Genomic DNA, 16,799 nt, shown 5'->3' with positions numbered 1-16,799 from the left:
TCGGTGATGTGGTGCGGAGGGGTTCGGATGCGGTGGTGCTGTGGCGCGCGGTCCGTTCTGCTGCAGCGGTGCGCGTGGGGGCGTCGGAGTCAGGTCATCGCGGCTCCTCCACCCAGGCGTAGATCTCCCAGATGAAGCCGTCGGGGTCGACGGCGTACGTTGACCTGGCCCCCCACTCGTAGAGAGCGGGCGGCCCCGAGAGCTGCAGGCCTCGCGCGACGAGCTCGTCGTGCGCCCCGTCGACGGCGTCGCCGGTGTCGAGCTCGATCGCGAGCATCACGTGGCCCCCGTTGCGCGTCCATCCGTCGGGCGCGGCCGCGTCAGGGAGGGGCACGTCGGACAGGGGCCTCAGCACGATCGGCAGGCCGCCTCCCTCGAACGCGATGTCACCGTGCTCCGGAGCGGGGTCGAACCCGAGCATCGAGAGGAAGGAGGCCGTGCGAGCGACGTCGGAGACGGCGAGCTCGAGCATCGTGATGCGAGGCGACCCCACCGTCAGGACCGTGGCGAAGCCGTCGGGGTCGGCCACGACGCGGCTCACGTCGTCGCCGTCGCCGACCGTGACCCGGAAGGGCAGCCCCGGACTCGACGGGTACACCGCGCCGACCGTCTCGGCGATGCTCGGCCGCATCCACATCGCGAGCCTCGGGCCGCTCTCGAAGACGAAGTCGACGAACCGCACGTTGCGCATCCGGCGTTCGAACCCGAGGTCGAGGCGGTAGAAGTCGTCTGATGCGGTGACGTCGCTGTTGACGAGGCAGATGTCGTCGAGTCTCATCGGGATCCTCCTTCGTCGGATCGGAGGTCGTCCCCACCGAAGCGGGTCGACTCCCGAGCAGATCGGTAGGCCGCTTGGGCCGGGCCGATCAACCGTTCGTTGGCGGAGCGGATCGCCGGCACGGACTCCACCCAGCGCTCCGCCTCCTCGCGGAACTCACGCAGCAGTGCGATGTCGTCGATCCGGGTGCTGTGACCCTCGCGCACGACGCACTCCCCGGCCACCCAGACCTCCACGATCGACGACGCATCCGCGCTGAACACCAGCTGCCTGACCACGTCGTGGCGAGGGGTGAAGGCGGTGTCGCGCGCGAGGTCGACGACGAGCAGGTCGGCGGGGCGACCCGGCGCGATCACCCCCGCACCCGTGCGCAGCCCCGCGGCCCCGGTGCGGGTCGCCGCGCCCAGTACTTCGGCGGCCGTGGGCCAGCTCTCCGGGTCGGATGCCGTGGTCGCCTGCCCGAGCGCCGCGGCCTTCACGGTCTCGAGCATCCGCAGCGTGTCGCTCGACGAGGCTCCGTCGGTGCCGAGCGCCAGGCGCACGCCGGCGTCGCGCATCCCGCGCCAGTCGAGCACACCCGAGCCGAGCTTGAGGTTCGAGAGCGGGTTGTGCGCCACGGTGGATCCGGCCGCGCCGAGCATCCGCCGGTCGGATGCGGTCAGCCAGATCCCGTGGGCCGCGACGAGGCGCTCGTCGAGCAACCCCAGCTCGTCCAGGTGCTCGACCGCGGTGCGCCCCCACCGCTCGCGCGCCACGTCGGCCTGCAGCCGGGTCTCGAGCAGGTGGGTGTGCACCAGGAGGTCCTGGTCGACCGCGAAGTCGTGGCATGCCCGGAGCAGATCGTCGGAGCAGCGGTGCGGAGCACTCGGACTCACCGCGTACGCCGTGCGGCCACCCGGGCGCGAGCTCGCCATCGCGATCGCGCTCGCCGAGAGCTCGAGGTAGGCGTCGATGAGCGCCGTCGACGGACGCAGAGCGCGACGGCTATCCGACAGCAGGGACGGGGCGAAGAGCTCATCGGCTCCGGGGAGGCGGTCGACCATCGCGATGTCGGCGACCGCCCCGGTGCAGACAGCCCGGATGCCCAGGCCGTCGTAGGCGGCGAACACCTGCGCCATCGACTCCGGCGACTGGGCCGGGAGCTCGCCGACGTCGTCGAGCACCGCGGTCGCCCCTCCTCGGAGCGACTCCAGGGCGGCGATCGCCGTGCGCAGGTAGACGAGTCGATCGGGCAGGGGCTCGACCCCGAGCGGCGGGTAGCTGACGAGGGTCCAGAGCTCGAGCGGCAGTCGCTCGCTCGTTCCCCGGAACAGGATCTCCCAGGAGTGGGTGTGCGCGTTCACCAGTCCCGGGAGGATGAGGAGATCGCGGCCGTCCCGGACGTTCGTGCCGTCGGGCACGTCGAGCCCGAGCCCGACGGCGGCGATGACCCCGTCGTCGACTAGCAGGTCGGATCGCCGCGGGCGGGCGCCATCGGGTGTCTCATCCATGGTCAGGACGAGCGCGTCGCGCCAGAGGGTGGGCATGGGTCTCCTAGGAAGGGTGGGCGCGGTCGACGTGCGATCGGCGCGCTGAGGATGCGGAGGTGCGGATCTCTCCGTGTGATGCCCCGTGCTTCCCGGCGGCGACGCGTCGGGGACGGGTGGGCCTGCACGGGAGCCCGGCCTCCCGCTCGGTCGCTCGGCCGTCCGGCTCCGCGGCTCGGTCGGCGCCCGAGGGGTCGCGAGACGGAGGCGCAGGCGCCACGGCCGAGCGATGCGGAGGAGGCCCGGAGAGAGGTGTCATCGCGCGGTCAGGGGGTGGGCGCCCGATGGGCACACCTCTCCCCCGACGCGGGGCGCGGTCAGGAGTTGAAGGAGAAGACGGCGGTGTTGTGATGACCGCTCTGTCGACGCAGGCAGAACCAGGGGCAGAAGCCCTCGGTCTCGTGCGCGTACGTCATGCAGTCGACGCTAGCGACGCCGTGTGTCGCGCGTGTTTCCTCCGTCGAAAGCTCATGTGACGAGGCGGAACGCCAGGTCGGCCGCCGAAAGGTACGCCCACAGGGAAGACGAGCCGTATAGACGGCCATCGACGCGCTGAGCGTACCTTTCTGCAGCCACGACCCTGTGCCCGACCGCCGTCAGGCCCCGATCGCCCCCACAGACAGCTTGCGCGCCGGCACCGCACGGGCGGAGAGCAGCGGCGCGAAGAACGCCGCGAGCTCATCGGTCGCGGTGAGCGGCAGCACGGCCGAGACGTACTGGTCCGGCCGCACGACGACGATGGCGCCGTCACGGCTGATGCTGCGCGCGTCGAAGATGTCGTCGGCGGGCGCCGCGGCGTACACCTTCTCGTAGTCGATGAGCCCGAACGGACCGACCCGCGGCAGGAAGGCGGCCGGCACGGCGGCGCCCAGGTCCACCTCGGAGTGCGGCTGCTGGTAGACCACCTTCACGTCGAACCAGGAATCCGGATCCGCGTCGGCGGGTGTCGCAGCCAGCGGCGAGGACGGCGAGGCCGCCAGCCACTCCGCGAGCGCGCGCACAAGCCCCGGCTCGCCCGCGACCGGTGCCGCCGCATCCGCGAACACGTAGATGCGCCACCGCCCGTCGGCGCGGGCGTGGTGGCCGAGGTGCACCGGGTTGCCGTCGCAGACGCGCATCACCGGGGCGGAGCGGAAGCGCTTCCCCACCGGGAATCCCGGGGCGAGCTCCTGATGCGTCGCCTCTGCCGTGATGAGCGACGGCGAGTACTCGGTCATGAACCCGGCGGGGAACTCGGCGGTGCGCACGTAGAAGTCCTCGAGCTCGGAGGGGCTCGGCAGGTCCTCCGGCTTCGCCGCCATGAGCGCCGACCACTCCTTGTCGAAGTCGATCAGGTTCTGCGCCACGACCTGCCGCTCGGCGCTGTACGTCGACAGCAGCGCCGCCGGGCTGCGGCCCTCGAGCACGTGGGCGAGCTTCCATCCGAGGTTGAAGCCGTCCTGCATCGACACGTTCATGCCCTGCCCGGCCTTGGCGCTGTGGGTGTGGCAGGCGTCGCCGGTGATGAACACGCGCGGTGTGCGGCTGCCGAGGTCGGCGGGGAGCACGTCGTCGAACCGATCGGTGACTCGGTGCCCCACCTCGTAGACGCTGTGCCAGGCGACGTCCTTCACATCGAGCGTGTACGGATGCAGGATCGCGTTCGCCTGGGCGATGATCTGGTCGAGGCTGGTGCGCCGCACGGCCCCGTTGTCGTCGGCGGCGACCTCGCCGAGGTCGACGTACATCCGGAACAGATAGCCGCCCTCGCGCGGGATCAGCAGGATGCTGCCGGCCTCCGACTGGATGGCGCACTTGGTGCGGATGTCGGGGAAGTCGGTGACGGCGAGCGCGTCCATGACACCCCAGGCGTGGTTGGCCTGGTCGCCGGCCAGCGTGCAGCCGATCTGCTCGCGCACGCGGCTGCGGGCTCCGTCGCATCCGACCACGTACTTCGCGCGGACCACCCGCTGCGCACCCTCGTCGGGCCCCGCCGTGCGGGCGAGCGTGACGGCGACCGGATGCTCAGCGGCGTCGTCGACCTCGAGGCTCACGAACTCCCAGCCGTAGTCGGGCGTCATGCGGGCGGGCGAGCGGCGCATCACGTCGCCGAAGTAGTCGAGCACCCGCGCCTGGTTGACGATGAGGTGGGGGAACTCGCTGACGCCGAGCTCGTCGTCGAGCGGCCGAGCAGTGCGGACGATGCGCGACGGGTCGGCCGGGTCCGGCTTCCAGAAGCACATCTCGGTGATGCGGTACGCCTCCTGGATGATCTGCTCGGCGAAGCCGAACGCCTGGAACGTCTCGACGCTGCGGGCCTGGATGCCGTCGGCCTGACCGATCGCGAGCCGCCCCGGCCTGCGCTCGACGATGCGTGTCGTGATGTCGGGGAACTGCGACAGCTGTGCCGCGGTGATCATGCCGGCGGGGCCGGTGCCGACGATGAGGACGTCCATCTCGTCGGGCAGCTCCTCGGGCCGGTCGATGCCCGTGCCCGCGGCATCGTGGATGCGGGGATCGCCCGAGACGTAGCCGTGGTGGTGGAACTGCATGGGGCTCTCCTCACATCGTCGTGATCGCCGGCGTCCGGCCCTTGAGCCGACGTCCCGTTCTATTATCGAACGCCTTGTTCGAATATCGCGCACCCAGATTAGCATCGGAGCGCCCCGATGGGGAGGCCTCCCCATCGCATGCCCGCCGAGGTCCGTCTACGGTCGAAGGGTGATCATCTGGACCCGCTGGGGCATCTTCGCTTTCCTGTTCGCCGGCGTCGGCATCGGGCTCGGCTTCCTGATGAAGGCCGCGCTCGGGATCGGCCGGGTGACCGAATCGTCCGTCACGGGCATCTTCGTGGGGCTGGGGCTCGTCATCGCCGCCGTGGGGCTGTTCTTCTTCGACAGGTTCGTCGTGCGTGCGCACCTCGACAAGCCGCGCCGACTCACCTTCACCCGACCCCTCGCCCAGCCGTACACTCACCCCGATGGCCGAGTGCAGACGCACGAGGTGGTGCCCGCCGTCGATCCCCAGTCGGGTCAGCCCCTGGTGGTGGCGCCGCGCTCCTCGCTGTTCTTCATCCCGCTGCGCTTCTGGCCGTACATCCTGGGCGTGCTGGGCGTGCTGATCCTCGCCGTCAACTTCGTGGTGTTCCTGGCTCGCTGACCGCGGCGAGCACCACCGGGTCCTCGCATCCTTTCGCGAAACCGCGGATCCGCCGGTCGATGTCGCGCTGCAGGATCGCGCGGCCGATGCGCTCCGCGAGCGGCGCGAGCCACCGCGGCCTGCAGGTGAAGTTGTAGCGCCAGACGGCGAGGGTACGCGAGTCGTCGCCGTCGACCGGCGTGAACCGCCACCCGCCCGCGAGGCGTTCGAAGAACCACGAGCCCTTCGTCATCTTCATCCCCACGTTCGACGGCGGATGGTACGAGACGTACTCGCTCACCATGCGGAAGCCGAAGCGCTGCACCGTGAAGGTCCGCACGCCCTTCGAGGGGACGGTCGCGCCGTCGAGGAGGTGCTGGCGACGGATGAACGGATCCCACCGCATCCGCACGTCGCCCGTCGTCTGCGACACGGCGAAGGCGACCTCGGGGCTCACGGGCACGATGCAGCGGGACTCGACGACGGGCACACCCCCACTCTGGCGCGGACCGCGGCCGACGGCGATGGCGCGGTCTGTCGAAGCGTGAGACGGTGGAAGGCATGTTCAGCCTCGAGCCCACGCATCTGCTGATACTCCTGGTCATGCTGGCGGTGGCTGTGCTCTGGGTCTGGGCGATCGTCAGCATCGCCCGCACTCCGGGCCTCACCACCGCCGAGCGAGTGATCTGGATCCTGGTGGTGCTGATCCTGCCCCTGCTCGGCACGATCGGGTGGTTCGCGTTCGGGCGACGCAGCGGCACCCGATCCGCCTGAGGGTGCCGACCCGCAGCGGTCAGGCGGGAGCGCCTCGCAGCCACCGACGTGCTTCGCGCGGGTCGAGCACGGGAGCGGCCCCCAGCAGCTCGGCCGTGTAGGCGGTCTCCGGCGCGGAGAAGAGCCGGTCCGTCGGGGCGCTCTCGACCACTCGGCCGGCCCGCATGACGTACGTGCGCTCGGCGACCTTCTTCACCACGGGCAGGTCGTGCGTGATGAAGAGGTACCCGATGCCCCAGCGCTCGCGGAGGTCCTCGAGGAGGGTGAGTATGCCCGCCTTGACGGCGACGTCCAGGGCCGAGACGGCCTCGTCCGCGATGATGATCGAGGGGTTCAGGACGAGGGCGCGCGCGATCAGCACACGCTGGCGCTGCCCGCCGCTCAGCTGATGGGGGAACCTGTCGGCGAAGGTCCCGGTGGGGAGGAGGTCGACGCTCGCCAGAGCCTCGTCGACCTTCTCGTCGACCGCGGACCTCCGCTTCGCCAGACCATGCAGACGGATGACCTCCGCCAGGGTTCTGCGAACGGTCTTGCGTGGGTTGAGAGCGGCGGACGGATCCTGCAGCACACACTGCACCGACGACCGGAACGCCATCCGCTGGGCCCTCGTCATCGCGGTGAGAGGCACTCCGTCGTACGTCACCTGTCCGCTGCTCGGCGCCATGAGGCCGAGCATCATCCGCGCCACCGTGCTCTTGCCGCTTCCGCTCTCGCCGACGATCGCGGTGAAGTCACCGGGACGCACGGCGACGGTGACGTCGTCGACCGCCTTGCGCTGTGATCCGCGACCGCCGAAGACCTTGCTGATGCCGTCGGCTCGCAACTCGATGGTCATGACCGTCCTCCCCCGTAGGTGCCCGTGTACAGTTCCGGCCCGTCGTCCGAGAGGCTGCGCACGCAGCGCAGGAGATCCCTGGTGTAGTCGTGTCGGGGATCGTCGAAGATCTGCTCCGTCGTGCCCTCCTCCACGATCTCGCCGCGGTACATCACGTACACACGGTCGCAGAGCCCCGCGACCACTCCGAGATCGTGCGTGATGAGCAGGAGCGCGGTCTGCAGTTCGGAGACGCTCGTGTCGAGCGACCGCAGGACGCGGCGCTGCACCGTCGCGTCGAGCGCGGTGGTCGGCTCGTCGGCGATCACGAGCTCGGGCGCCTTCGCGAGCGCGATGGCGATGAGGATGCGCTGTCGCATGCCACCGCTCAGCTCGAAGGGGAAGCGACGAGCCAGCTCCGCCGCGCCGTCGAGCCCGGCGAGCTCCATGAAGCGGTGCGTCGCGGCCCAGGAGTGATCGTCCGAACGTCCGCGCTGCAGGGCCTCGCGGACCTGGCGGCCGACCCGCATCGTGGGGTTGAGGAAGCTCGACGGATCCTGGAAGACCATGCCGACCCGCTTCGAGCGGATCCCATCCCAGGTGCGCGAGGGCGCCCCGACCATCTCGACGTCGCGGAACCGGATGCTCCCGCCCACGCGGACCCGCGGCGACTGAGGGAGCAGCCCCGCGATGGCGCGGACCGACACGGACTTGCCCGAACCGGACTCGCCGACGATCCCCACCCGCTCTCCGGCGCGCACCGTGAGGTTGACGTCCCTCACGGCCTGGACGGAGGTGGTGCGCCCGGTGGGAAGGCTGACGCTGAGCCCGGTGACCGTGAGCAGCGGCTCATCGCTCATGGAGGCCCCTTTCGAGGACAGAGCCGGGTGCGCCCCGGCGACGCGCCCGGTCATTTGACCCGATCCAGGGTGGGATTGAGGCTGTCGTTGAGGGTGTCGCCCAACATGTTGGCGGAGAGGACGACGAGGAAGATGGCCGCACCCGGGAAGAAGGTCAGCCACCAGGCCGTCTGCATGTAGCTCTGGGCGTCGAAGAGGAGGGCACCCCAGCTCGGGCGATTGGCGTCGCCCAGGCCCAGGAAGGCGAGTCCGGACTCGGCGAGGATGGCCCGGCCCACCGTCAACGTCGTCGCGACCAGCACGGGAGGGAACACGTTGGGAAGGACATCGGACCAGAAGATCCGGAGCGAATGGAAGCCCGCCGCGCGCGCCGACTCGACGTAACCGAGCTCGCGGACGCGCATGCACTCCGCCCTCACGATGCGGGCCACCGCCGGCCACATGGTGAAGCCGAGGATGACGACGATCAGCGGGAGGCTCGCACCGAGGATGGCGACGGTGACCAGGGCCAGGATGATGCTCGGGATGACCTGGAAGAACTCGGACACCCGTTTGAGGACGGCGTCCGCGATCCCACCGTAGAACCCGGCGAGACCCCCGACCAGCACGGCGATGGTGAGACAGATGGCGGCCACGGCCACGCCGACGAGCAGGGAGCTCTGGCCGCCGATGGCCATCCGCGCCAACAGGTCCCGGCCGAGGGAGTCGGTGCCGAGCAGGTTCGTGCCGTCCGGGCCGGAGAGCACGGCGAAGGCGGTGGAGCGCGGATCAGCGGTGACGAGGGGCCCGAGGAAGCTGAACCCCGCGAGGAGGACGAGGACGCCGAGGTAGATCCACGTCGAGGGCTTCCGGAAGAACTCGCGGGCGGCGCTGCGTCGACGGGGTCCCTGGACTCGGATGGTCGACGACTGGACGTGCACGGCCGAGGTGACGGTGGTGACGGGCTCGGTCATGATCGCGCGCCCTCCAGCCGGTGACGGGCCCGGATGCGCGGGTCGACGAGTCCGTAGACCACGTCGGTCAGGATGTTGACGAGGACGACGGTGATCGCGACCACCAGCAGGATCCCCATGACGACCATGTTCTCTCCGGTCTGGATCGAGGTGTAGAGGAGCATCCCCATGCCGGGCCAGCCGAAGACCTTCTCGACCGTGACCGCACCGGCGATGGTGAAGCCGAGGCTGTACCCGATGATCGAGACCATCGGCAGCATCGAGTTGAGCAGCCCGTGGCTGCGGAGCACGCCGAAGGGCGACAGGCCCTTCGAGCGGGCGGTGTCGATGTAGTCCTCGCCGAGCACGCCGATCATCGTCGAGCGCATCACCCGGGCCTTGAACGCCAGTTCGGGCACCGCGAGCGCGATGAGGGGGAGCACGAAGTACTGCGGCGAGAAGCCCGGGGATCCGTAGGACGACATGCCCTGTGCGGGAAGCCAGCCCAGCGTCACGGCGAACAGCATGATGAGCAGCAGCGCCAGCCAGAAGCTCGGGATGGAGAAGCCGGCGACCGCGGCGAACGAGATGGCGCCGTCCTTCACCTTCGACCGCGTCCTCGCCGCCGCGGCCCCCAGCAGGATCCCGCCGACGGACGAGATCACGAGGCTCGGGATCGTCAGGGCGAGGGTGTTGCCCAGACGTCCCAGGATGAGCTCGGCCACCGGCTGCCTGTTGGCATAGGAGTAGCCGAGGTTGCCCGTGAGGATGTTGCCGATGTACGAGAGGAAGCGCTCGGGGAGGGGCCGATCCAGGCCGTACGTCTCGGTCATCTGCCGTCGGAACTCGTCCGAGACGGGCACCTGACCGACGAGGGCCTGGATCGGATCCCCTGGCGCGAGCTCCAGGAGGAGGAACATCACGAGGATCACGACGAAGATCAGGATCGCGGATGACGCGATCAGCTTCGCGTAGTGCGTGAGCCAATGCATGCTCACTCCTTCCAAGAGACGGGACGGGGCTACTTCGCGCGGAGCGCGCCCCAGCTCCAGACGTCGGTGCTGTTGAACTCGTCGATGCCGTCCCACTTGTCGGCCCGGTAGGACGTGATCTGGTTGTACGAGATCAGCGGTGCGGTCCCCATGACCTCGGCGACGGCGTCCGCGGCATCCTTGAAGGCGACGAGACGTTCACCGGGATCCGAGACCACCGTGGTCGCGGCGAAGGCGGCGTCGATCCCCTCATCGCACACGCTGGTCGGATTGCGGTAGTTGCCGTTGTCGGGGTTGCAGATGAAGGCGCGGGCGACACCGAGGCTCGGGTCCGCGTAGGCGCCCAGCGACTGCAGCGCGAGGTCGAAGCCGTGCTTGCTGTACACGGTGTCCGCGAAGACCTGGGTGTCCTGGCCCACGACGTTCACCTGCACGCCGATGCCGGCGAAGCTCGTCTTGATGAGGTCGGCGGTGGACGCCCACGCCGCGTCATCCGTGCGGTAGACCAGGGTGAGCGGGAAACGCGTCCCGTCCGCTTGCTCCGGGTAGCCCGCCGCGTCGAGGAGCTTCCCCGCCTCGGTCGGGTCGTAGTCGAACTCCTGGGTGAAGTCGGTGGAGGGGTCGATGGCCCAGGTCACCTGGTTCGGGACCGGCGACTTCGAGGGCGTGCCGTTGCCGAGGAACACCTTCGACGCGATCTCGTCTCGGTCGATCGCGTGATACAGCGCCTGCCGCACGGCGGGATCCTGGAGGACCGGAGACGCGGTGTTGAAGAACCCGTAGAGGTGCTCCGCCATGACCGCCTTGTCGAACGCGAAGCGCTGATCCGATTGGAGGGTCTCGACCTGGTTGAGCGGGAGCATCGTCGCGAGGTCGACCTCGCCGCTCTGGAAGGCCAGTGCGCGCGCGTTCGAGTCCGGCATGATCCGGAAGACGACGCGGTCGGCGTCACCCTGCTCGCCCCAGTAGTCGGCGTTGCGCTCCACCACGACCGAGTCGCCGCTGGTGAACGACTCGAACTTGTACGGGCCCGTGCCCACCGGGGTGAGGTTGTACGGGTTCGTGGCGATGTCGGTGCCCTCGTAGAGATGCGCCGGCAGCATCATGTGTCCGGCGAGAGCCTGGATGAAGGGCGCGAACGGCGTCTTCAACGTGATGACGGCGGTCTCGGGATCCGGGGTGTCCGTCTTCTCGTAGACCGCGGCGATGGGCGCTCCGAGCGGATGGATGGGGATGACCTGGTCGAAGTAGAACTTGACGTCCTCCGAGGTGAAGTCCTCACCGTCGTGCCACTTCACACCGGGCCGCAGGTGCAGCGTGAACTGCGTCGAGTCGCTGTTCGACTCCCACGACTCGGCCAGGTCGGGCTGGACCTCGTAGTCGGAGTCGAGGTTGACGAGCGGGTCGAAGATCGAGCGTCCGACGAACGTGGCCGAGCTCTCGTTGGTCACGCCGAGGTTGAACTGGGCCGGGTTGGCCGGGATGCCCACGACGAACGTGTGCTCGCCTGCGGGGGCGGCGCCGCCGGAGGGCGAACAACCGGCGAGAGCGACGGCCGCGACGACGGCCGTGGCCGCGAGGAGCCATGTCTTTCTTTTCACGGGGACTGCTTTCTCTTCAGGTGGTGCTTCGGTGGACCGGAGAAGTGGAGCTGCCTGGGGATTCAGGCGAATGCCCGTCCCGCCGCTTCGGGCAGGGTGGGCGAAGCTCGGCGGGACATCTCGATCGCCCCTGCCCAGCACGAGGCGGCGCCGAGCTGAGCTGCGAGCATGGGGATCGCCCTGCCGTGCTCCGTCGTGATGAGCGAGCGCGCGACGCCTACGGCGCGCTCGCGGTAGTCGTCCACGCCGGAGCCGAGACCTCCGCCGATGACGACGGTGGAAGGGTCGTAGATGAGGACCATCGAGGCGATGAGAGCGCCGAGGTGGTAGGCCGCGTGCTCGATGACGGCCGCGGCCCGACTGTCGCAGTCGAGCGCCGCCGCCACGACAGGCCTCGCGTCCCGTGCATCCGGACCCGAGAACGCGCGGGCCAGACCGGGCCCGGAGCAGATCTTCTCGACGTCCACGATGTCGCAGTCGGCACGCGCGCACCGCGCGGGCGGCGTGTAGCCGCTGAAGTACGCCGAGTTGTGCGCACCGTGCAACGGGGTGCCCTCAATGACGAAGCTGTGCGATACCCCGGTACCGACGGTCACGTAGAGCAGTTGGTCGGACCCGCGTCCTGCGCCGAGCGCCTGTTCGCCCACGGCTCCTGCCGCGGCGTCGGCGAAGACCTCCGCCGGCCTCCCGGGCCGGCTCAGCAGGTCGGCGAGCACCTGGCCCTTCCAGCCGAACCATCCACGCGGATCGCGCAGAGCCCCCGACGAGTCGAAGGTGGTCGCCACTGAGACGGCCAGGCGCGTGGCGTCGACGACCGGCGCCTGCGAGACGAGCCGCTCGATCGTCGCGATGTTGGCTTCGCCGTCGTATGGAGTCGTCGGCGCCGTCCCCAGCGAGACGAGTGCTCCCCTGTCGTCGATGAACCCGGCCGCGATCTTCGTGCCGCCGATGTCGACGCCGACGGTGCGAGCGCCGTGCACGTCAGTTGCCGAGGACAAGGACGTCCTCGTCCGTGACGGAGTGCGAGGTGTAGCGGAACTCGCCGATGGTGAGCCCGGCCTGCTCGCCCCAGGTGTACGCCAGGAAGGTCGCGGCGAGGATGCTGATCAGCGCGGCGAGCTCGTCACCGGCACGGATGGGGACCTCGGCATCCTCGGGCCCGACCACGATGACCCCGGGGACGATGGCCTTGAGGGCCTCGGCGAACGATCGGTCCAGCTGAGCGGCCCGGCCGTCCGATGCCGCGAACACCACGCTCAGCTGTGCGGCGTCGATGGCCTCGATGGGCCCGTGACGGTAGGTGCTCGGGTCCCAGGCCGACGCGCTCACGCGGGCGATCTCCCGGGTGATGAGCGTTCCCTGCTCCGCCGTTCCGCGGAAGATGCCGCGTCCGAAGAACTCCACGTATCCGGGCGCCTCGGGCGCGAGCGCGACGACCTCGTCGAGCCGGCTCAGCACATCCTGTGCCGCGTCGGCCGCAGCCCCCCAGTCGGCCTCCGGCTCCCCTGCGGCGACCAGGGCCAGTCGGTAGAGCGTGGAGTAGGTGGCGATCCACGGCCCGAAGGGGACGCGCATCTGCCTGGTGAGCGCCTGGTCGACGACGGCCGAGCACACACGCGCCAGCTCGCTGTCGGGGTGGTTGGTGATGCAGACGAGCTTCTGGAAGCCGAGCGAGGCCAGCCTCTCGGCGGCGCGGATGGTCTCCACGCTGGTTCCGCTCTGCGAGATGAAGACGACGACCTCCTCAGGATCGGCGCTCACCTCCTGGACGTGCAGCAGGTGCGAGGCGAGCTCGACCCTGGCATCGATGCCCCTCGCCAGGAACGCCTCCGCCGCGGAGCTCGCCGCGTTGTACGACCCACCCATCGCCACGAATCGCAGCGTTCTCGCGGAGCGCACCATGTCGACCACGGGAGCGGGGAGGGGCCTCGAGGCGACCTCCCGGATGGTCGCGGGCACGTGCTCGAAAAGGGAGGGAAACTTCATGTCGCTCTTTCGTCGCTCATTCGTTCGATCGGTTGACGAACAATATAGGACGCTCGACGGATGCCGCGCAACAGGAGCACGGGAATGGCATCTGATAGCTTCCTCAACAGCCAGGGAGGGCCAGGGGTGAATCGACAGACCGGCGGCACGCCGTCCGAGAGCGCAGCGAAGATGCTCGCCGCGTTGATCGCTCGTGGAGCACAGAGCAGACCCGAGATGAGCAAGGCGACAGGCATGTCGAAGCAGACCGTGTCGCTCGCCATCGCAGAGCTCGAGGACGAGGGGTTCGTCACGGCGTCGGCCATCCAGCAGGGACAGCTCGGTCGATCGGCGACCGTCTACGACGTGGCGCCCCGCGCCGGATGGCTCCTCGGGATCGACATGGGGTCGACCCACATCAGGGTCGCGGCCAGCAGCATCACCGGCCATCTCATCCTCGAACGCGAGCGCGCCGTCCCCGACGCGCCGAACAGGGCCAACGCGGACATGGCGGCGCAAGCCCGTGACGTGATCGCGTCCGTCGTCAGCGATCTCGAGCCCCGACACGGCCCGCTCCGTGCGGCGTGCCTCGCCCTGTCGCGAGCGGTGGCCGAGCTGAGGGATTGGCAGGAGCAGCCCCCGGCCGACCTGGCGGCCGGCGACCTCCCGCAGATCGTCGCCGAGCTGGCCATCCCCGAGGGCATCGCGGTGTACGCCGAGAACAACGTCAACTGCGCAGCGGTGGGCGAGCTCAGGCACGGCTGCGCCGTCGATCGCATGGACATCGCGTACCTTCAGGTGGGCGTGGGGCTCGGAGCGGGCATCATCGCCGACGGTCGCGTCCTGCGCGGGGCGTGGGGCCACGGCGGCGAGCTGCGCAAGCTGCCGCTTCCGTTCCTCGGACCGAGCGAGGGATCGATCGGCAGCCAGGACGTCCTGTCGTCCGAGGGCCTCATCCGGCTCTACAACTCGAGCCGGGGCGATGAGGGCGGCACCGACGCCACCTCGTCGACGGAGGTCTTCGATCGAGCACAGCAGAGGATGCCGCGAGCGAGGAAGGCGATTCAGGATGAGGCCACCGGCCTGGCGTTCCTGGCCGCCGCCCTGATCGCGACCGCCAGCCCCACCATGGTCATCGTCGGCGGCGGCATGGGCCGCAACAGGGAGCTCCTGGCGCTGATCGAGGAGCAGGCCGCCGGCTGGGGACTCGACGTGCCCATCCGCCACGGCGACCTCGCCGAGGCGGCGACGGTGGCCGGCGCGGCGGCCATCGCCGCCGAGCAGTTCCTCATGGATCTCCTCGGCGCTCACGCGGCGTCCGCGATCTCCGGCTACCGGTCTCGGTGGTCCATGCCGACGGCCTGAGGGCCGAGAATGGGGAGGTGATCGAGCTCCGCCCCGCTCGCGAGAGCGACGCCGCCGGCATGGCCGAGGTGCAGAACGCCATCCACCGCGCGGGGCTCCGGGCGAACCCGGTCGACGAGGCCTTCGTGCGTGAGCGCTACCTCGCCGTGGAGCACACGATCGCCTGCACCGTCGCCGAACTGGATGGCCGGATCCTCGGCTTCCAGTCGCTCAAGCGCGCCTGGCCCGGCAACCCCTACGACGTGCCGGAGGGGTGGGGCATCATCGGCACGCACATCCACCCCGAAGCCGGCAGGAACGGCCTCGGGCGACGCCTCTTCACGGTCTCGCGAGACGCGGCGGAGGCCGCTGGGGTGCGTCACATCGACGCGAGCATCGGGGCCGACAACGCGCCCGCCCTGGCGTACTACTCGGCGATGGGGTTCGTCCCCTACCGACGGAACGGGGACGTCATCCCGCACCGTCTCGACCTCTAGGGCGCGCACACGGTTCGCCGCGGCGGGCGTGCGATGATGTGCGACGTCGGAGGGAGGGCCGTGGAGCAGAGCGTGTCGAGGCGCCGAGCCGCCGGTGCCCTCCTCGCGGGCGCCCTCGTGCCGGGCTCGGGTCACCTCGTCGTAGGCGCGCGCTCGACGGGCGCCCCGCTCACGGCGCTCTCCGCCGGGCTGCTGCTCTCGGCCGTGCTCCTGGTGGCGCGGCTCGCGTCGTCTCCGCTCGATGCGGTCGCCTTCGGCGCCGCCACAGACGGGCTCGGGATCGCGGGCATCGCCGCGGTGGCGTGGCTGCTGTACGTCGCGGCCGTCACGGCCGACCTGGTGCGTCGGCTGCGGATGCGCTCCGCCGCGCCCCGGCGGCTCTCGCTCGCGGCCGTGGCGGTCCTCGTGATCCCCGCCCTCGCCTGCGGCGCGATCTCCGCCTCGGCGTTCACCGGGCGCGGCATCGTGTCGTCGGTGTTCGGCGGCGACGCCGGGCTCGAGGCTCACGACGGGCGCTACAACATCCTCGTGGTCGGCGCCGATCGAGCCCCAGGCCGCTCGATCGTGCAGCCCGACAGCATCACGGTCGTCAGCGTCGACGCCCGGACCGGCCGGACCGCCGTCATCGGCGTCGACCGCACCACCCAGAACTTCCCCTACCCGGCCGGCTCGGTGATGGCCGCGCAGTTCCCCTCGGGCAACCGCTGCCTCTCCGGCTGCCACCTCAACTACACGTATCAGTACGGCGTCGAGCATCCCGACCTCTGGCCCGACTCCCCCGACGCGGGGCTCACCGCACTCACCGAGGCGGTGGAGGGCTACACCGGTCTCTCGATGAGCGGCCACGTCTACGTCGAGCTGGACGCGTTCATCCGACTCATCGACGCCCTCGGCGGCGTGACCGTCGACGTGCAGGCCGAGGTGCCGCGGATCGGCGTGCCCGACGTCGGCAGCGACGAGCTCTCCGTCGCCGGCCCGCCGATCGAGCCCGGTGTGCAGCACATGGACGGCGAGACCGCCCTCTGGTTCGCCCGCTCGCGCTACGCCAGCTCGAACGCCGACCGCATGCAGCGGCAGTCGTGCATCCAGCAGGCCCTGCTGAAGCAGCTCGACCCCGGCACGGCCCTCTCGGTGTTCCTCTCGCTCGCGGGCACGACCGAGGGACTCTCCACCGATCTCTCCCCCGCCGGGCTCGGCACACTGGCCGCGCTCGCCGAGGGTGCCCGCAGCCAGCCTCTCGATCGGGTCGAGCTGACCAAGCCGCTCGTGCAGCCCCTGCAGCCCGACCTCGACATCGTCGCCGGGGCGATCCGGTCGGCGGTGCACCCGGGGTCGGATGCGGCGGCCCCGGCCGGTCCCGCCGACAGCTCGCCTCCTGCGTCGGGTGGGCTGGGGGCGATCCTGGCGGAGGGCGCAGGGGACGAAGGCAGCGCCTCCGCCCAGCCTGTCTGCTCCGTGCCGTGACCGGCCGCACTGTGCCGTAACCGAGGGTGAAATAGCACCAGACGGCTTGACGGTGGCTGAGTCTTGGGGCAGTCTGAGAGAACTCCCAGGCTCAGTCCTGGATTGCTCTGCCATCGATCTAGGGGGAAATTCGAC

The 16,799-nt window shown here is 70.1% G+C and carries 16 protein-coding genes; 5 read left to right on the top strand and 11 right to left on the bottom strand.

Annotated elements, in window-relative coordinates:
- Positions 1–94: 94 nt before the first annotated feature.
- The 3 genes from ACFJGV_RS13225 to ACFJGV_RS13215 all read right to left on the bottom strand — a co-directional run bounded on the left by ACFJGV_RS13225 (position 95) and on the right by ACFJGV_RS13215 (position 4,835).
- Positions 95–778: a VOC family protein gene (locus ACFJGV_RS13225; RefSeq protein ID WP_378144447.1), complete on the bottom strand. Its 684-nt coding sequence runs from the start codon at positions 776–778 to the stop codon at positions 95–97.
- Complete coding sequence (locus ACFJGV_RS13220; RefSeq protein WP_378144446.1) at positions 775–2,304, bottom strand: amidohydrolase family protein; 1,530 nt, start codon at positions 2,302–2,304, stop codon at positions 775–777. Before ACFJGV_RS13220 ends, ACFJGV_RS13225 begins: the two co-directional genes overlap by 4 nt.
- Before the next feature lie 596 nt (positions 2,305–2,900).
- The gene (locus ACFJGV_RS13215; RefSeq protein WP_378144444.1) at positions 2,901–4,835 is read right to left on the bottom strand and encodes an FAD-binding monooxygenase; all 1,935 of its coding nucleotides are present in this window, start codon (positions 4,833–4,835) and stop codon (positions 2,901–2,903) included.
- Positions 4,836–5,004: 169 nt separating this feature from the next.
- Here ACFJGV_RS13215 and ACFJGV_RS13210 point away from each other — a divergent pair, with 169 nt between their 5' ends.
- Positions 5,005–5,442, top strand: coding sequence for a hypothetical protein (locus tag ACFJGV_RS13210; RefSeq protein ID WP_378144443.1), 438 nt, complete (start codon positions 5,005–5,007; stop codon positions 5,440–5,442).
- Here ACFJGV_RS13210 and ACFJGV_RS13205 read toward each other — a convergent pair.
- On the bottom strand, positions 5,414–5,911 hold the full coding sequence (locus ACFJGV_RS13205; RefSeq protein WP_378144441.1) for an SRPBCC family protein: 498 nt from the start codon (positions 5,909–5,911) through the stop codon (positions 5,414–5,416). The two genes, ACFJGV_RS13210 and ACFJGV_RS13205, sit on opposite strands and share 29 nt — an antisense overlap.
- 71 nt (positions 5,912–5,982) lie before the next feature.
- Between ACFJGV_RS13205 and ACFJGV_RS13200 the strand changes: the two genes are divergently transcribed.
- Positions 5,983–6,195, top strand: coding sequence for a PLDc N-terminal domain-containing protein (locus ACFJGV_RS13200; protein WP_378144439.1), 213 nt, complete (start codon positions 5,983–5,985; stop codon positions 6,193–6,195).
- Between the two features lie 19 nt (positions 6,196–6,214).
- Here ACFJGV_RS13200 and ACFJGV_RS13195 read toward each other — a convergent pair whose 3' ends face one another.
- The 7 genes from ACFJGV_RS13195 to ACFJGV_RS13165 all read right to left on the bottom strand — a co-directional run bounded on the left by ACFJGV_RS13195 (position 6,215) and on the right by ACFJGV_RS13165 (position 13,380).
- Entirely contained in the window at positions 6,215–7,030 is an 816-nt protein-coding gene (locus tag ACFJGV_RS13195) for an ABC transporter ATP-binding protein (protein WP_378144438.1), read from the bottom strand.
- Positions 7,027–7,869, bottom strand: a complete 843-nt coding sequence (locus ACFJGV_RS13190; RefSeq protein WP_378144437.1) for an ABC transporter ATP-binding protein — start codon at positions 7,867–7,869, stop codon at positions 7,027–7,029. The genes ACFJGV_RS13195 and ACFJGV_RS13190 overlap by 4 nt, the downstream gene beginning before the upstream one ends.
- Positions 7,870–7,919: 50 nt before the next feature.
- Positions 7,920–8,822, bottom strand: a complete 903-nt coding sequence (locus ACFJGV_RS13185) for an ABC transporter permease (RefSeq protein WP_378144435.1) — start codon at positions 8,820–8,822, stop codon at positions 7,920–7,922.
- Positions 8,819–9,793 (bottom strand): ABC transporter permease, encoded by a 975-nt coding sequence (locus ACFJGV_RS13180; protein ID WP_378144433.1) that lies wholly within the window; start codon positions 9,791–9,793, stop codon positions 8,819–8,821. Before ACFJGV_RS13180 ends, ACFJGV_RS13185 begins: the two co-directional genes overlap by 4 nt.
- Before the next feature lie 29 nt (positions 9,794–9,822).
- Positions 9,823–11,394 carry an ABC transporter substrate-binding protein gene (locus ACFJGV_RS13175; RefSeq protein WP_378144431.1) on the bottom strand — a complete coding sequence of 524 codons (1,572 nt, stop codon included), beginning with the start codon at positions 11,392–11,394 and terminating at the stop codon, positions 9,823–9,825.
- A 62-nt stretch (positions 11,395–11,456) separates the two neighbouring features.
- Entirely contained in the window at positions 11,457–12,392 is a 936-nt protein-coding gene (locus ACFJGV_RS13170) for an ROK family protein (RefSeq protein WP_378144430.1), read from the bottom strand.
- Positions 12,376–13,380, bottom strand: a complete 1,005-nt coding sequence (locus ACFJGV_RS13165) for an SIS domain-containing protein (protein WP_378144428.1) — start codon at positions 13,378–13,380, stop codon at positions 12,376–12,378. The genes ACFJGV_RS13170 and ACFJGV_RS13165 overlap by 17 nt, the downstream gene beginning before the upstream one ends.
- Positions 13,381–13,596: 216 nt before the next feature.
- Between ACFJGV_RS13165 and ACFJGV_RS13160 the strand changes: the two genes are divergently transcribed.
- From ACFJGV_RS13160 to ACFJGV_RS13150, 3 genes are all read left to right on the top strand, one after another.
- Positions 13,597–14,724, top strand: coding sequence for an ROK family protein (locus tag ACFJGV_RS13160; RefSeq protein ID WP_378144427.1), 1,128 nt, complete (start codon positions 13,597–13,599; stop codon positions 14,722–14,724).
- A 17-nt stretch (positions 14,725–14,741) separates the two neighbouring features.
- Positions 14,742–15,200, top strand: coding sequence for a GNAT family N-acetyltransferase (locus tag ACFJGV_RS13155; RefSeq protein WP_378144426.1), 459 nt, complete (start codon positions 14,742–14,744; stop codon positions 15,198–15,200).
- A gap of 72 nt (positions 15,201–15,272) precedes the next feature.
- Complete coding sequence (locus ACFJGV_RS13150; protein ID WP_378144425.1) at positions 15,273–16,664, top strand: LCP family protein; 1,392 nt, start codon at positions 15,273–15,275, stop codon at positions 16,662–16,664.
- Positions 16,665–16,799: the final 135 nt, after the last annotated feature.

The organism is Cnuibacter sp. UC19_7 (genome assembly GCF_042699995.1).
In the GTDB taxonomy this organism is placed as follows: Bacteria; Actinomycetota; Actinomycetes; order Actinomycetales; family Microbacteriaceae; genus Cnuibacter.
This window is presented reverse-complemented; position numbering and strand designations above follow the sequence as displayed.

What these genes read in the sequence shown, in the direction of transcription:
- ACFJGV_RS13225 (WP_378144447.1), bottom strand. Translation starts at nt 778, where the DNA reads ATGAGACTCGACGACATCTGCCTCGTCAACAGCGACGTCACCGCATCA.
- ACFJGV_RS13220 (WP_378144446.1), bottom strand. Translation starts at nt 2,304, where the DNA reads ATGCCCACCCTCTGGCGCGACGCGCTCGTCCTGACCATGGATGAGACA.
- ACFJGV_RS13215 (WP_378144444.1), bottom strand. Translation starts at nt 4,835, where the DNA reads ATGCAGTTCCACCACCACGGCTACGTCTCGGGCGATCCCCGCATCCAC.
- ACFJGV_RS13200 (WP_378144439.1), top strand. Translation starts at nt 5,983, where the DNA reads ATGTTCAGCCTCGAGCCCACGCATCTGCTGATACTCCTGGTCATGCTG.
- ACFJGV_RS13195 (WP_378144438.1), bottom strand. Translation starts at nt 7,030, where the DNA reads ATGACCATCGAGTTGCGAGCCGACGGCATCAGCAAGGTCTTCGGCGGT.
- ACFJGV_RS13190 (WP_378144437.1), bottom strand. Translation starts at nt 7,869, where the DNA reads ATGAGCGATGAGCCGCTGCTCACGGTCACCGGGCTCAGCGTCAGCCTT.
- ACFJGV_RS13185 (WP_378144435.1), bottom strand. Translation starts at nt 8,822, where the DNA reads ATGACCGAGCCCGTCACCACCGTCACCTCGGCCGTGCACGTCCAGTCG.
- ACFJGV_RS13180 (WP_378144433.1), bottom strand. Translation starts at nt 9,793, where the DNA reads ATGCATTGGCTCACGCACTACGCGAAGCTGATCGCGTCATCCGCGATC.
- ACFJGV_RS13165 (WP_378144428.1), bottom strand. Translation starts at nt 13,380, where the DNA reads ATGAAGTTTCCCTCCCTTTTCGAGCACGTGCCCGCGACCATCCGGGAG.
- ACFJGV_RS13160 (WP_378144427.1), top strand. Translation starts at nt 13,597, where the DNA reads ATGAGCAAGGCGACAGGCATGTCGAAGCAGACCGTGTCGCTCGCCATC.